Here is a 14345-nt window from a genome sequence, read left to right as displayed (position 1 = left end):
CATGATGAAACGATTATCTAACTGGTTGCTTGGGGCAATGAATCCCCAAGCCATAAAGGAGCAAAGCGTTAAAAAGCGTTACGCCAATCCTTTACCCTCTTTTGCCGATAGACTGGCTATTGTTGATTTTAATGAACAAGAGCAGGTCTTTTTATTTGCTGATGGTAAAAGTTTAGGTTCGGGGTTTGAATTAGGCGACATTCAAGCAGAAGCCGCTTCCCCTGAATATTTACAAGCCGTATTTAATAAAATTCGGGATACCTTTGCATCGGTAGTTCCACTTCATGTCGTTGATCCTTGGGTCATGCAGATGTTTGTTCAAGACGAATATTGCCTTGATCCCGTTATCACTCATATTAAAACCCAAATCCCCCAACAATTTAGAGAAAGTCCATTAACGCAAGATTATTTAGAACGCCTGCACGATCTCTACAATAAGATGACCCGACCCGAAGGCTTATTTATTGATCCCAAAACAGGCGCGCCCTACCGTGGACGAAGACGAAGAATCAGAGTTTTGTTTTATAGACAATTACATCAAACCACCTTGCCACGAGAGCAAATTCTTCTCGAACATCAAGAAGTCATTAGTCAGATTGAAACCAAACTGCGTTCACCAGGTCTGGAAATTAAACGCCTCAAAGGCCAAGATTATTACCAGTGGTGGATACGTTGGTTTAATCCCAAATCAGCTGACGCGATATTAGAACAATACCCTTATCCTAATCCCATACCAGCAGGTTTTAATCTAGCGCAAAATATATTCTTTACGCCACCTCAAAGCGATGAACAAGGATTCATCTTTGAAGGAATGAAACAAAGAATTCTATATGTGGATGGATTAAAAGAAGCGCCTATCATTGGTTTAGTCTCACGAGAAAGACAACAAGCCAATCCCAAGCACCGATACGCACTTTTAGACACCCTGCCAGAAGGAAGCATCTACACAATCCAAGTCGTCTTTAGTCATGATGAAAATCTTGATTCGCATTTAACGCGATTGGAAAAAGGAATTGTAGGAACCAGTCTAAAACCGCAAGAAGTCAGAGATGATATTAGAGCAGCCCGTAATGAGTTAAGTAGTGGCAATCGGCTGTTTTGGGTTAATCAGGCCGTTTTTTATCAAGCCGAAGATGAGCAACAAGCTCAAATCATAGAAAAAAATCTGCACACAATTTTCAATGATGCAAAAATGCCCTTGATTCATTCTAGCTTTGATCTCCATCCTCTAAATTCCTGGCTCAATGCCTTGCCGTTTAATTTTGATCCTCACTATGCTCGTAAATACTTATGCTTTGACCGCCTTATGTATGCCACTGAACTAGCAGCCCTACTCCCGGTTTATGGCCGTAACCAAGGAGCAAGGCATTTACCTTGTTTCCCCTTTTTCAATCGTTTGGGTGAACCTGTTTTCTTTGACTTACTGCATCATGATTTTGTTAGCCAAAATTCTCATTGCGCTATTTTTGCAAACTCTGGTGGTGGCAAGTCGGTTTTAACGGGTTGGATGATTCAATCTTTATTAGCCATGAAAAATGCCCGAGTAGTGCTCTTTGAAATGGGAAACTCTTTTGACAGGATACTCATTCATGCCAAAGCACACGGTAAAAAGACCAAACAGTTATTACTGAGTAATAAGAAAGATGAAGCAGTTCCATTAAATCCATTTTGTGAAGCATATAAAGCTATTCCTGAAATCACGGATAATTTAAGTACTGAGCAGGCTACCTTAATTGCTCAAAAAATCATGGAATTAAAGAGTAACCTCCAAGAACCCGCTAATTCAGAGGACGTGGTCTGTGGTGATGGTCACCGTTCCTATCTGGCCGAGCTAGCCTTAGCTTTACGTACCATGATTACTGAGGCCAATGCTTTGGAAGAAGAACAATTTACCTTGGCTGATGAAACGCTATTAATCGAAGTGTTAAGTGATGCGATTTTAACGTCCTTTAACAGTGACATACCGCAAATGCTCACTGAGCATATCGTAAATGCTTTTAAACGACGACTGGATAGAGAAACGGTTGCTCGCAAAAAAGACCGCATCCTTGATATGCACGACCGATTGAACAGTTATGTCATTAACAGCGCCAAATCTCGCTTTTTTAATGTGCCGACAGAACCCTTAGGCGATTTTGATATTTTTCATATTGATATTTCAGCCATTAAGGATGATACCGGAAAACTAGCCTTGGTTATGGTGTCCTTGCTACCGAGAATATTAGCTATGGCAGAAGCCACTCAGAACGATAACAGACCAACCTTTCTCTTTATTGATGAATCCCATTTGCAATTTCAAATCCCCTCTGTTGTGACCGTATGTTTACTGGTTGCCAAAGTGGCAAGAAAGCTTGGGCTTTGGCTGGTTGCTATTACCCAAAACGTCACAGACATGGATTCAGAAAAGGCCACCAAAATTTTATCGTTGATTGAAACCTGGATTTTATTGGGGCTAGATGAAAAAGAAATCACTGACGTAAAACGCTTTAAATCCTTAACACCACAACAAGAAACCTTAATCAGAGATATTGATTCGCAAAAAGGCTTGTATGCAGAAGCGGTTTTATTAGGGTCACGTTATCAGGGATTGTTTCGTGTCATTCCACCTCGCTACCTGCTTGCCCTGTTAATGACTGAGAAATCAGAAAAAGCTCAACGCCACCTCCTGGAGAAAGAACATGATGTCCTTGAAGCTGCTGAAATCATGGCTAAAAAACTCGAACAACCTAAAACGGCTACTCACAATAGGACTTATTTTTATGACTAAATTGTCCTTTGCCTTAGAAAGCACAAGCCCGCCTCACCCTGTGAACACCTTCACCATAGCCACACGGGTCTTGCAAAAACTATTTCAAAACAGCCATTACAAAGTGATTGGATCTTGCACATGGACTGTAGGTCGTCTACCACCAAGGCTTGAAGTCACGCCTGCGATTGAGCAGTTCTTGCCTGATTTAATCATTACCGTCAGCAATAAACCAGAAGAAAATCCCTGGCTTGAAGCACGAACGCTTTATGAAAATAAAGCAGCAAGAACACTGTATGAACAAGCCTATAAAGCTGCGACTGGATCTGAATTAGGGTTTGGCAATGACAGCGGACAAACCACCGATCAGCATATCAATGATGAACGTACCCGAATCGTTGATGTTATTGGCAGCCCTGCTGCTTTCTATCGTATTCCCTACCTGTCACATAGATCTGAAACAGGTTTTGGCGTTCCTTATTATCTTGCCGAAGCCGATGCGCTCATGGACAGAACAGAAGCAGCTGAGTTGTTGTATATGGGAACTCATCCTCACCTATTAATTAACCATGACATTGGCACTTTCACCCAAAATTGGGGTTCTGAAATTCCAAGATTAATGCGAGTGACTCAGCCCTACAACTATAGAGCCTCAGTTGTTGCAGCCATGCACGCAGTGGATATCGTCACCAATAAAAATCCCCTGCATGTCACTAAATCAACCCGCAATTCTTGCGGGAAAAACTGTGTAGTGGCTAATGCCATTTATGACCCAAAAAACACAAAAGTCATCTGGCAGGAAATCTACCCCATTAACCGAAATATTCATCCAGGCGAGGCACAAGACTTTGGTACAGAGGATGAAAAAGCCGGAAATGGCAATTATGTCTTTGTCCTCTGGCGTAAATACCGCGGCTGTATTCAGCACAAAGGCAAACTCGTGAATTTTTTAACCTTTCCCAAAGTAGAACAACCTCAAAAACGATAGGAAGATGCCATGAAAAAATCGCTACTGCTTAGTTTACTAATCCCCTCACTAATCCATGCTGGCAGCTTTATGCCCAGCCAATCTGATTACTATTATGAATTAGGAGGAACATCCAATTTATTTATTCCACCAGTCAATAAAGATCAAACACTGGTTATTGGTGCAGATATCGATGGCCGTATGGGCTTTTCCTGTAGTGGTTTTAATCCTGTGGTATCCATTACCAATACTTTTCAGGATTTAAAGAAATCAGCCTTAAATATCCCTGGCGGTGTAATTGATAATTTGAAAGGCTCTGTCGCAGGATTTCCACTTTATAAGCTACAACAGTCCATGCCTGCTTTATACAATGTTCTACAAAATGCTGCATCTAGCGCGCAAAATGAATTTACTCTCAAAGTTAAAGATTGTCAGGAAGTCAAACAAGCACTGGAACAAAACCAATCTCCTATGGAAGGCATCTTATCAGTATCAGATAGTCAGGGATGGCTCGATGCTGCCAAACGGGCTAAGAAGGAAAACGTCGATGTAACCGAAACGTCAAAAAGTATTGCCCAAAAACGAGATGAATACGGTCTACCCTGGATAGGCAGCGATAAAGGTAATGCTGGCGGTAAATTCCAACGCCCCATTAAGGTGATTAATGATGTAGTCATTGCTGGGTACAACATTCTTTTGGAGAGAAAACCTTTAAATTCCTTGGAGAAGCCAAGTACCAAAATCCCTATGACACTAAGCTGGCCAACGCCCACTGATGCTGCCAATTGGGCAGTTAAGGTTCTGGGTGATATTCAAGTAAGCAGCAGTGAAAACAAACAAAATCACGATGCGAAAGCAGGAATAGGCTTATCAGCTTTATTGCAAAGCTGTGCGAACGCTAATACCTGTAGTCAGAACATTGCCAAAGCCTTATGGAATTTAGTCAATGGTACCTGGACACTGACCGAAGAAAATCTGCATAAAGTCAGTGCCTCCAATTTACTGATTACTGATGAAGTCATTATCACAATTCAACATTTACCTCGTGAAGAACAGATGTTCACTGTCTCGAAGTTAGCTGAGGAAATTGCTGTCCAAAACATGTTGGATAAAGCCTTAATGATGCGTCGTATATTACAAGCAGGGCTGCAAGTGCAAGAAGTTCAAAATCTAAAGCCTGCTATGAACATGGTCCTTTTTGCACTGAAAAAATTGGATGATGACATTCACTCATTGTCATTTGAAAACGATGTCCGCAAAAAAATGATGAACGAAACTTTGGGAACCATTATGGACATTCGCCATCAAGCACAAAGCCAAAATATCCCGGGCCAGGATCATGAACAGCCAGCTGTAAAAAATGGTGCAATCTACGTCAAAGAAAATAAGGGAGCTTAATTATGATTGTCTTTAACCCTTTATCTCTCTACACCACCTATCTAGGATGGCAACAGTATGAGGTTCTATTTAATGCCCTGTGGCAAACAGGGCTGTTATATCTTGGCTTTTTGGCCATTGGTTATCGCTTTCTTAAAAATGTGCTTAATCCAGCTGGGGCTTTCTATGCGGTTGAACATGCTTTAAATAATTTCCTGTATGAATTGGCAGTCACTTTCCTGATATGCAGCTTATTTGTCTATCCTTGCGTACCATTGGAAACCAAAGCACTACAATTTAAACCCTTGTGTGGACTAAAAAATCCGACGACTGCTGTCATTGGCGACAGCGGCACAACTTATGATGAAGCCTTTGCGGATCTTCTGACTAACCAGGTCAAAATACCTATAGGCTTTGCCATCATCCAGAATTTTATATCGAGCTTTACCTACAGCCTTATGAAAGTAACGGGTTGCACCGATAGTTTGCAATCCATTCAAGGCGATTTGGTATCAACCTATCTACCCCAGAGCGTTCGCAAACAAGCATTGGATTTTCATAGACAATGTTTTATTGAAGCAAGAACTCAATTCAATAGTGAAAAGCATGAAGCAAGTGAATTAGACCCTATGCTAAAACGCTATGGTGGTGAGGATGATTTAAACTGGATGGGTTCTAAAATCCTGCAAAAGATGTATTATAGCAAACTTCATGCACGCCAACCCGTGCCAGGATTTACCTTTCATCAAGCCCCTAATCGCAATCTTGAAAAAGCAGCTAATCGTGGCGATATTCCACCCGAACGATTGCCAGAAGATGGTTATCCCAGTTGTCAGCAATGGTGGAACAAAATCAAAACCGACTTGGTTGAGGTCTCTAATCAGGCCAGTGTTTTTAATAAACATCTAAACTACTACGCTATGCTGGATAGGGTTCGTCAATATAAAGTAAAACACCCCAAAGCCTGGAAGGCGGACATCAGCGCAGAAGATTTTATTGCCAAGATGCTCTTGCAAGAAAGCAGAGACATGCAGACCAGTTCAGTACAAAACCTCATGGACAACAACAATGGAAAAGTCGCATCTGCCATTACCCATAGCCTGGTCAATGTCGGACAATGGACAAAATCCTGGACATCAACCCCATTAAAAAGAGAAGCAATCATGCAAACCCTGCCCGTCATGCAAGCGTTTTTCATGTTCTTTTTAATCATTTTAACACCAATGGTATTGTCTCTAAGTTGTTATAGTCCAAGAGCATTAGGCAGCTTGTGCGCCTTGTTTGTTATGGCTATCTTTCTTCAATACCTCTGGCATTTGGTCGGATTTCTCGAACGCTCCGTACTTGATCCATTAGGTGAAAACGATGCAATTTCGGCTATGAAGAATATGGCTGTGATGTTTTACTTCGTTGCACCTGTTTTGTTACTTAGATTATCTAGTCATTTTGGTGGTGACGCTGGTGCAGGCCTTATGGATTTAGTCAGCGGTTCTGAACGTCATAGCGACAACGTAAGTCAGTCTGGTATGCAGGTAGCTAAAACAGGAATTAAAGTGATATCAGGAGGTCTTCGATGAAGGCCTTATTTAGACTCAATGGATTCATTGTATTCACGAATACTAATCAAACCCTTATCAAACTTTTCTTGAGCCTCATAAACAGTCAAGTAGCGTTTAGCAGGTTTATCCTCAGCCACACCAACAAGGGCATCAAGAACCACTGCCAACAAACGAAATACCTGTCTCATTTGGAGTTATCCCTATGATTAAACATTATATCCGTTCATCCATTATAGTACTGATTCAAACCATTTTACCAATCATTGGTTTATTAATGATTACTCCTTGGGTTATCAATACAAATCTTCTCACCCGCTGGCAACATACATTTGCCAATATTCAACCATTGTTTCTGGGCTTGCATGGACTAATTTATTTAGCCTTGATTTTGTTATGGCCAAAGCTAGTCACACGCATACAGCTAAATAATCAACTCACCTCCGAACAACTAAATACAGCCCTCAAAGCCCGCTGGTATCTACTGGCTATTTTCTTATTTATTGATGCCCTGATGATATGGAGAATGTTATGAGCGATTATCCTATTAATAATCTATTACGAGAACCAACCGAAGCCTGGTCAGCGATTACCTGTTTGTCTTTGGCTCTACTCGCTTATAGCCAACCACATCTGTTCTTGCTTACTCAAACCATGAGCCTGTATGCAGTGATTACACTATCAATCCCTGGAGTTTATAGAGCGTGGCAATCAATAAAGGTTAAGCGATATCACCGCAGACTTTTAGCCATGCCAACCTATGCACTATCTACCACAGAAATCCCCTTATCCAAAAACTGGTTATTCCTGGGCAAAGGCTTTCGCTGGCGACCAAGTCATACTCAAAAATTACATCAAATTAAGCAAGTCAAAAATGAAAAATTCATGCAACAAGGGTATTGCTATCAGCTGGCCAGACAATTTTGCCAAAACCATGAGCACACCCGATTAGCAAAATGGCTTAACAACAATTCCAAGTTAAATCCATTTAGACCCGATCCTCCTGTTGGAGGAAGCCCTTTCCTGCATGGGGTTGGAGAAGAAGATAAACCCGTTTACATTCCGCAAGATGTACGTGTAGGTCATACTTTCGTTGTAGGCACTACCAGAGTCGGCAAAACACGCTTAGCCAGTATTCTGATTAATCAAGATATCAGAAATGGCGATGCCGTCATCGTAGTAGATCCTAAAGGCGACCAGGACTTGGTTAGAGACATGATGGCTGCCTGTGGGGCATCAGGCAGGACAGAAGATTTCAAAATCGTTCACTTGGGCTTTCCAGACCAATCGGCAAGATACAACCCACTCAAGAACTACGACCAAGTCAGTGAAGTTGCAACCCGAATTACTGATGCAATATCCGCAGAGGGTGAAGGAAAACAGTTTGCTGCCTTTGCATGGAAGTACGTAAACATTGTGGCTATATGCCTTGAAGAAATGAAACAACCAATTACCTACCAATCCATAGCCTTCTATATCAGTCGATTAGATCAGCTATTGATGACCTATGCTGACTCCATCCTACCCAATCACTATCCCAACTATCATCAAGAGATTGAAGATATTATCGAGGAACACGACGGCAAAATTGGTAAAAACAATAAAACCAAATCCCCTATGGAGCGCCACCAGGCAGTCATTCAATACGTCAAAGACCACATCAACAAAACCATCAAAAGCAACAATGCCGAAGCGCTTCACGACCAAATTCTGATAGACCTTTATGATGCAGCCATCATGGATAAACACTATTACGATAAAATCACAGCCAGTGTCGGACCTGTGTTATCTGAAATCAATAAAAGTAATGCTTCTAAAATCCTGTCATCAAAAGTTGAGCCGGGAGATATTGAACTGATGGATGTGATTAAAAATAAGAAGGTACTTTATATTGGATTGGACAGTCTTACGAATCCTAATATCGCCCAAGCAGTAGGTAAAGCATTCTTGTCAGATCTGGTTTCTACAGCTGGTAAAATTTATAAAAAACCCAATGCTCGCTATATCTTGAATCTACATTGTGACGAGTTGTCCGAAATTATTCAGGATTCATTTGTGAAGATTCTCAATAAAGCGGGCGGTGCAGGTTTTCAGGTTACTGCTTATGCTCAAACTACTCAGGATATGGAAGTTGCGCTTGGATCCAGGGCTAAGGCTGAAGTCTCTGAGGGAAATTTTAATACCTTAATAATGCTTAGGGTTAAAAATGAGGAAACTGCTAATCTGCTTGTTAAAGTACTCCCGCAAGTTGGAGTTATTGGTCATACCCAAGTTTCTATGGTTAATGATACACCTCATGGTGAAGATGGGGTTTATTTTAATACAACTAATGAGGACAGAGTACAAACTTCTTCAGTGCCTATGATTGGAGTGGAGGATATTATTTCTTTGCCAAAGGGGCAGGCTTTTGTTTTAGTAAATGGTGGAGAACTTTATAAAGTAAGAGTTCCTTTACCTTTAAGTCACAAAGATAAGTCATCTGACATCTATTCAATGAAATTGAAAATCAATCGACTACCAGAAAATTAATCATATGCCAATGGATAGTTTCTCCAGTTTTATTTGCTCAATTTGAGATGAATGGACTCGTAATTCAAGTGATATATCCAGTCTTGTGGATCTAATATTTCATTGTATTTTTTACTGGGATTCCAAACGGAGCAAAAAGTGTTTTCCCATTGATTTGTACCTGTGCAAACAGTTTAATAAATCCGGGTTTATTTGGTTCGATATGAAATTGTAATTCAGGTCCACCTCGCTCAGCGTTATTGGTTGGTTCTTTGCCCATTGGATGGACATGGGTTACTGTTTTAAAGTCCTCATTAAAGCCTACAATGTGTGCATAAGCACCCATAATTGGCTCTAACGTATGGACTGGGTTTCCCTTAGCATCAACAATATCTATTTTGCCCATAGCTGGTTGCCCCACTTGTAAAGGTGTTTTATCAAAAGTTAATTTGAACTGATAACCATCGACAGTGCTTTCAAATAAAGTCTGGCGATCTAGATGATTTCCTAATCCCTCAATATTTTTAGGTGATGGAAAATCGACAATAATGTATTCCTGAGTTTTTGTATTCGCAGGCAATAGATCGGCCCATGCACGATAAGTAGCATTTTTGAGGTTAGGCTGCCATTCAAATTGGTAAACACCGGGTGTCATTGTTTCAACTGGATGAACATGACTGTAGTCCATGAGATTGTCATCGATAATCAGCAAGTGAATTTTCTGAGTATGCGCCTCAATGAGATTGTCTAAGGTGATTGGTTTGTTGCTTTTAGTATCGCTTAGCTTAATCAATACTAATTTTTTATTTTCTTTATCCATGATTTCTTGAATTGATAATTGCATGGTAGGACGAGTCTCTGATTTTGAAGACTGTAACGTGACATGGGTCATTGTGTGATGGTGGGAATTCTCAGCAAAAACAATAGGATGATATAAATTGATTAATGAGAAGCTCATTAAGGTGATGGTCAATTTTTTCATAAAACTTGGGTCTCCAAAACAATCATGGATGTATTAGTATCATTGTTTATAATGATTTTGTTTGTTATTGATTCAAATCAGTAAGTACAATGATATCATGGTTTGATTCATAGGCCATCAACAGCCCCCATCTGCTTTGATTTATTGTGTGAAACCATCTATATTGTAGTCATATTTCCTTTTAAAATCATCGGGGAAGACCATCATGAAGCAACGTCATTGGATAATTTTAGCTAGTTGTTTAGCACTTGCTGCGTGCATGAATAATAGTACCTCTACTAAAAACACAGAGAGTTTAGATAGTCATGTGGCTCAAGGCCATGTTGGGCATGGTGGCGGTGGTGGCCGCTAACCTATAGCCTTTGGATTGTAATACAACGGAAAGCCATCAGTGATGCTGTAATTAATATGAGGTTACTTTAGGAAGAGTTAAGGTCATTTGAACATACTGGCTGAGCCGATTCAAAGGATGAATTACAATGGCAGAACAATGGCATGAAAAAACGCTTCAGGATATCGCATCCCAGCTTAAAATAGACCTGACTTTAGGTTTAAGCGAAGCAGATGCCGCACAACGATTAGAAGAAGTAGGGCCAAATCTGCTGAGTCAAAAGAAAAAAACATCAGCACTCATTATCTTCTTTCAGCAATTCAGTAGTGTGGTTACCTGGGTGCTTTTGGGTGCGGTCATTGTTTCTTTTTTACTTAGTGAAAAAGCCGATGCCATTGCTATTTTGGCCATTGTTATTTTAAATGCCATCATTGGCTTTGTTCTAGAATACCGAGCTGATCGCGCTATGGCAGCGCTCCAGGAAATGGCCGCACCTAAAGCGACCGTTTTGCGCGATGGCCATGCGAAAATGATTGCTGCTTCGGATATCGTCCCGGGTGATATTCTCCTTTTTGAAAGTGGTGATTTAATCGCCGCTGATGCCCGTCTTTTTGAGTTGTCAGCACTCAAGGTCAATGAAGCACCGCTCACGGGTGAATCCATGCCAGTAGGTAAAAAACTGGACCTTTGTACGAAAGACACCTCTCTAGCCGACCGTAAAAACATGGTATTTATGGGAACGGCCATTGTCAACGGAACAGGACGTGCTCTTGTCGTAGCAACCGGCATGCAAACTGAAATGGGTCGTATTGCCCAGCTGCTTGGTGAAGCATCTCGTGATAAAACCCCTTTGCAAAAAAAACTCAATCAAGTGGGATCTCGTTTATTATGGGTTTGTTTTTTCATTGTTATGGCTATTTTTGGCTTAGGGCTCCTACGTAATATTCCTATCTTCAATCTGTTTATGAGTTCAGTTAGTCTTGCTGTTGCTGCGATTCCTGAAGGTTTACCTGCTGTGGTCACAGTGGCTTTAGCATTGGGTGTACAACGTATGGCCCGGCGTGCTGTGTTGGTAAGACGATTATCGGCAGTAGAAACACTTGGCTATTTACAAGTCATTTGCACTGATAAAACAGGAACTTTAACTGTGGGTGAGATGACAGCACGTAAATTTGTGACAGCAAGCGATGTATATAGTATTTATGGAGAGGGCTATAATCTCACAGGAAAATTTTCACTTCAAGGCCAGGAGATTAATGTTTCAGAAGACAAGTTATTGCAGGCTTCATTACAGGCTATGGTAGCCTGCAATAATGCTGAATTTAGACAACAAAATGGGCAAATGACAGTAGCAGGGGATCCGACTGAGGTAGCTCTTTTGGTTGCAGCAGCTAAAGGAGGTTTTTGGCGAAGTGAACTGCAAATTTCTAATCCTCGCATTAAGGAGCTGCCTTTTAGTTCCGAACGCAAACGAATGGCAGTGGTTTGTCAATATGACAATGATGAGCTCATGGTTTACGTAAAAGGGGCTCCAGAAATTGTTTTAGAACGCTGCACTCATATTTTAACAAAAACTGGTATTAAAAAATTAACGCTGAATGATAAAGCGCGTATGAGACAATCCTGTGAATTCATGGCTAGTGAAGCATTAAGGATTTTGGCATTCGCACAACGCCCATTGGATACTTCATGGCTGGATAAAGAAGTTGATGAGATTGAAAGCAATTTCGTTTTTTTAGGTTTGGTTGGTCTGCAAGATCCACCGCATGCCAGTGCAAGAGAATCTGTTTCCCGCTGTAAAAAGGCGGGTATCAAACTGGTGATGATTACAGGAGACCATCCTGTTACAGCGAGAGCCATTGCTCAAGAACTTGGGATATTAAGCGAAGGTGATCAACTCCTTACTGGCAATGAACTTGAAAACATGTCAGAGGAAGAATTTAACTATTGCGTCAAAGACATTGCGGTCTATGCTCGTGTGACTGCGGAGCATAAATTAAAAATCGTACGTGCTTGGAAAAAACAAAACAGAGTAGTTGCGATGACAGGTGATGGTGTGAATGATGCGCCTGCTCTAAAAGAAGCCTCTATTGGTATTGCGATGGGAAAAACAGGGGCTTCTGTTACGAAGGAAGCTTCTGACATTATTGTCATGGATAATAACTTCACATCAATTGTAGCTGGGATTGAAGAAGGTCGAACGATTTACGATAATATTATCAAAACACTTATTTATTTGTTAGCAGGTAACAGTGCTGAATTGCTGGTTGTTTTTGTAGCACTTTTAATCGGATGGCCCTTGCCTTTACTCCCTATTCAATTACTGTGGATTAACTTAGTGACTGACGGTTTGCCAGCCATTGGTTTAGCAACTGATAGGTCAGAGCCAGGAATTTTGAATCGCCCACCCAGAACCATTCAAAAATCCATGATGGATAGTGCGTTTCTCAAACGAGTGAGTTTTATTGGTTGTGTAACAGCTTTAGTAACTTTAACTGTTTTTGCTTATGAGTATTTAGCTTATAAGGATTTAACTCAAGCGCAAGATGCTGCGTTTTCCATATTAGTGACAGCAAGACTTTTGATAGCATTTGGAGCTCGTAGTGATACTAAGACTATCTTTCAGCTCGGCTTTTTCTCTAATCTGCATTTATTTATAATTATTAGCATTAGTTTTTCACTACAGGTCTTGATTCATCATATTCCCGTACTGCGAGATTTGTTTGGCATTGGGCAAATCTCATTTACCCAATGTATTTCCTGGATCTTGATAGGCACGTTGCCTTTGTTAGTAATTGAAGCCCAAAAATGGCTAAGGAAAGCACCTGGTGAGACATTTTAGTATTAGAAAAATTATTTGGATTGTTCTCCTGAGTTTCTGCTTTACGGAGTCATTCATTTATGCAAAGCCCAATCCTGGTTTATCGCAGTTAATTCAGGAAGCTAAGCAAAACAATCCCCAAATTCGGGCGGTACGCGACCGCTTGCTTGCTGCAATTCACGTGATTCCTCAAGCGAAAGCCCTTCCTGACCCGAAATTGAACGCGGGTTATATCAATATGTCCGAGAACATTCCCATGGATGTCGATCCAAGACGTGAACAAATGTTGGGTGGCCAACAGGAAATTCCCTTTCCTGGCAAGCTTGTTGTGCGAGGAAGAATAGCAACGCTTGAGGCCAAACGGGCAGAAGCGGAGTATCAAGCCACTTGTTTTGCTGTCATTGCTGAACTAAAACAACTCTATTATGACCTTTATTTTGTCAATAAATCTATTGAAATCGTACAAAGAAACCAAGAACTTCTCCATGAAATGGAAAAAAGTGCCGAAGCTAATTACAGTGTCGGAAAAACACCTCAACAAGATATTTATCGCGCTCAAACCGAAATTTCTCGCCTTTTGATGCGTTTGGTCATCTTAAAGCAACAACGCCAATCCCTGCAAGCCGATATCAACCGTCTTTTGAATCGTTCCTTAGAAAGGGTGATTAGTACTCCAACAACACTCCCTATCACACCAATGGGCCATAATTTGGAGTATTTTTATTCGCTGGTGAAACAGCGAGCACCTCAATTAATCATGCAGCAGCGTAACGTGCAAAAAGGACGACAAGCCATCAAGTTAAGTAAAATGGATTATTTCCCAGATGTTGAAATCGAGGGGGGACGGCTTCATGATACGGGAATGCATACCAAAGGCTATCAAGTGTTGTTAAAAGCAACCGTTCCCCTTTATTTCATGCAAAAGCAAAATAATGCGGTACGGGAATCACTTGCCCGTTACAACGCCGATATGGAAGACTTGCAGACGACTTATCGCACACTCTCTTTCCAGGTGAAAAATGCCTATTTGTTGGCAGAGCGCTCGGCAAAGCTCATT

General features: G+C 41.0%; 11 protein-coding genes. 9 read left to right on the top strand and 2 right to left on the bottom strand.

Annotation, left to right across the window (positions count from 1 at the left end; translation table 11 throughout):
- Positions 1–4: 4 nt before the first annotated feature.
- From CC34_RS0111025 to CC34_RS0111010, 4 genes are read left to right on the top strand one after another with little or no spacing between them, the layout of a single operon-like run.
- Positions 5–2767, top strand: coding sequence for a conjugative transfer ATPase (locus tag CC34_RS0111025; RefSeq protein WP_028378372.1), 2763 nt, complete (start codon positions 5–7; stop codon positions 2765–2767).
- A complete protein-coding gene (locus CC34_RS0111020) occupies positions 2760–3734 on the top strand; it encodes a TIGR03756 family integrating conjugative element protein (protein ID WP_028378371.1) in 975 nt (324 codons plus the stop codon). Before CC34_RS0111025 ends, CC34_RS0111020 begins: the two co-directional genes overlap by 8 nt.
- Before the next feature lie 9 nt (positions 3735–3743).
- Positions 3744–5111, top strand: coding sequence for an integrating conjugative element protein (locus CC34_RS0111015; RefSeq protein WP_028378370.1), 1368 nt, complete (start codon positions 3744–3746; stop codon positions 5109–5111).
- Positions 5112–5113: 2 nt separating this feature from the next.
- Positions 5114–6667 (top strand): conjugal transfer protein TraG N-terminal domain-containing protein, encoded by a 1554-nt coding sequence (locus CC34_RS0111010; RefSeq protein ID WP_028378369.1) that lies wholly within the window; start codon positions 5114–5116, stop codon positions 6665–6667.
- 5 nt (positions 6668–6672) lie between these two features.
- Here the strand turns inward: CC34_RS0111010 and CC34_RS1000000117120 are convergent, their stop codons facing one another.
- On the bottom strand, positions 6673–6837 hold the full coding sequence (locus tag CC34_RS1000000117120; RefSeq protein ID WP_080274201.1) for a hypothetical protein: 165 nt from the start codon (positions 6835–6837) through the stop codon (positions 6673–6675).
- A 14-nt stretch (positions 6838–6851) separates the two neighbouring features.
- On the opposite strand from CC34_RS1000000117120, the gene CC34_RS0111000 reads away from it, so the two are divergent.
- Together CC34_RS0111000 and traD are read left to right on the top strand one after the other, a co-directional pair.
- A complete protein-coding gene (locus CC34_RS0111000; RefSeq protein WP_028378368.1) occupies positions 6852–7181 on the top strand; it encodes a hypothetical protein in 330 nt (109 codons plus the stop codon).
- Entirely contained in the window at positions 7178–9175 is a 1998-nt protein-coding gene (gene traD, locus CC34_RS0110995) for a type IV conjugative transfer system coupling protein TraD (RefSeq protein WP_028378367.1), read from the top strand. The genes CC34_RS0111000 and traD overlap by 4 nt, the downstream gene beginning before the upstream one ends.
- 91 nt (positions 9176–9266) lie before the next feature.
- Here the strand turns inward: traD and CC34_RS0110990 are convergent, their stop codons facing one another.
- Entirely contained in the window at positions 9267–10136 is an 870-nt protein-coding gene (locus tag CC34_RS0110990; RefSeq protein WP_028379481.1) for a DUF8832 domain-containing protein, read from the bottom strand.
- 205 nt (positions 10137–10341) lie between these two features.
- Between CC34_RS0110990 and CC34_RS1000000117520 the strand changes: the two genes are divergently transcribed.
- The 3 genes from CC34_RS1000000117520 to CC34_RS01000000116510 form a co-directional block, all read left to right on the top strand.
- Positions 10342–10488 (top strand): hypothetical protein, encoded by a 147-nt coding sequence (locus CC34_RS1000000117520; RefSeq protein ID WP_165481882.1) that lies wholly within the window; start codon positions 10342–10344, stop codon positions 10486–10488.
- A 127-nt stretch (positions 10489–10615) separates the two neighbouring features.
- A complete protein-coding gene (locus CC34_RS0110980; RefSeq protein WP_028378365.1) occupies positions 10616–13309 on the top strand; it encodes a cation-translocating P-type ATPase in 2694 nt (897 codons plus the stop codon).
- Positions 13296–14345 (top strand): TolC family protein (locus CC34_RS01000000116510; protein WP_231957883.1); only part of this gene is annotated, 1050 nt, incomplete at its 3' end. The genes CC34_RS0110980 and CC34_RS01000000116510, both read left to right, overlap by 14 nt.

It is taken from the genome of Legionella pneumophila subsp. fraseri, assembly GCF_000586315.1.
Classification (GTDB): domain Bacteria; phylum Pseudomonadota; class Gammaproteobacteria; order Legionellales; family Legionellaceae; genus Legionella; species Legionella pneumophila_B.
Note: the sequence above shows the minus strand (reverse complement) of the source record. Positions and strands in the feature narration are given on the sequence as shown.

Excerpts from the sequence above, each read along its gene's own strand:
- CC34_RS0110980 (WP_028378365.1), top strand. The coding sequence starts at position 10,616 with ATGGCAGAACAATGGCATGAAAAAACGCTTCAGGATATCGCATCCCAG.
- CC34_RS0110990 (WP_028379481.1), bottom strand. The coding sequence starts at position 10,136 with ATGAAAAAATTGACCATCACCTTAATGAGCTTCTCATTAATCAATTTA.
- CC34_RS0111020 (WP_028378371.1), top strand. The coding sequence starts at position 2,760 with ATGACTAAATTGTCCTTTGCCTTAGAAAGCACAAGCCCGCCTCACCCT.
- CC34_RS0111015 (WP_028378370.1), top strand. The coding sequence starts at position 3,744 with ATGAAAAAATCGCTACTGCTTAGTTTACTAATCCCCTCACTAATCCAT.
- traD (WP_028378367.1), top strand. The coding sequence starts at position 7,178 with ATGAGCGATTATCCTATTAATAATCTATTACGAGAACCAACCGAAGCC.
- CC34_RS0111000 (WP_028378368.1), top strand. The coding sequence starts at position 6,852 with ATGATTAAACATTATATCCGTTCATCCATTATAGTACTGATTCAAACC.
- CC34_RS1000000117120 (WP_080274201.1), bottom strand. The coding sequence starts at position 6,837 with ATGAGACAGGTATTTCGTTTGTTGGCAGTGGTTCTTGATGCCCTTGTT.
- CC34_RS0111025 (WP_028378372.1), top strand. The coding sequence starts at position 5 with ATGAAACGATTATCTAACTGGTTGCTTGGGGCAATGAATCCCCAAGCC.
- CC34_RS1000000117520 (WP_165481882.1), top strand. The coding sequence starts at position 10,342 with ATGAAGCAACGTCATTGGATAATTTTAGCTAGTTGTTTAGCACTTGCT.
- CC34_RS0111010 (WP_028378369.1), top strand. The coding sequence starts at position 5,114 with ATGATTGTCTTTAACCCTTTATCTCTCTACACCACCTATCTAGGATGG.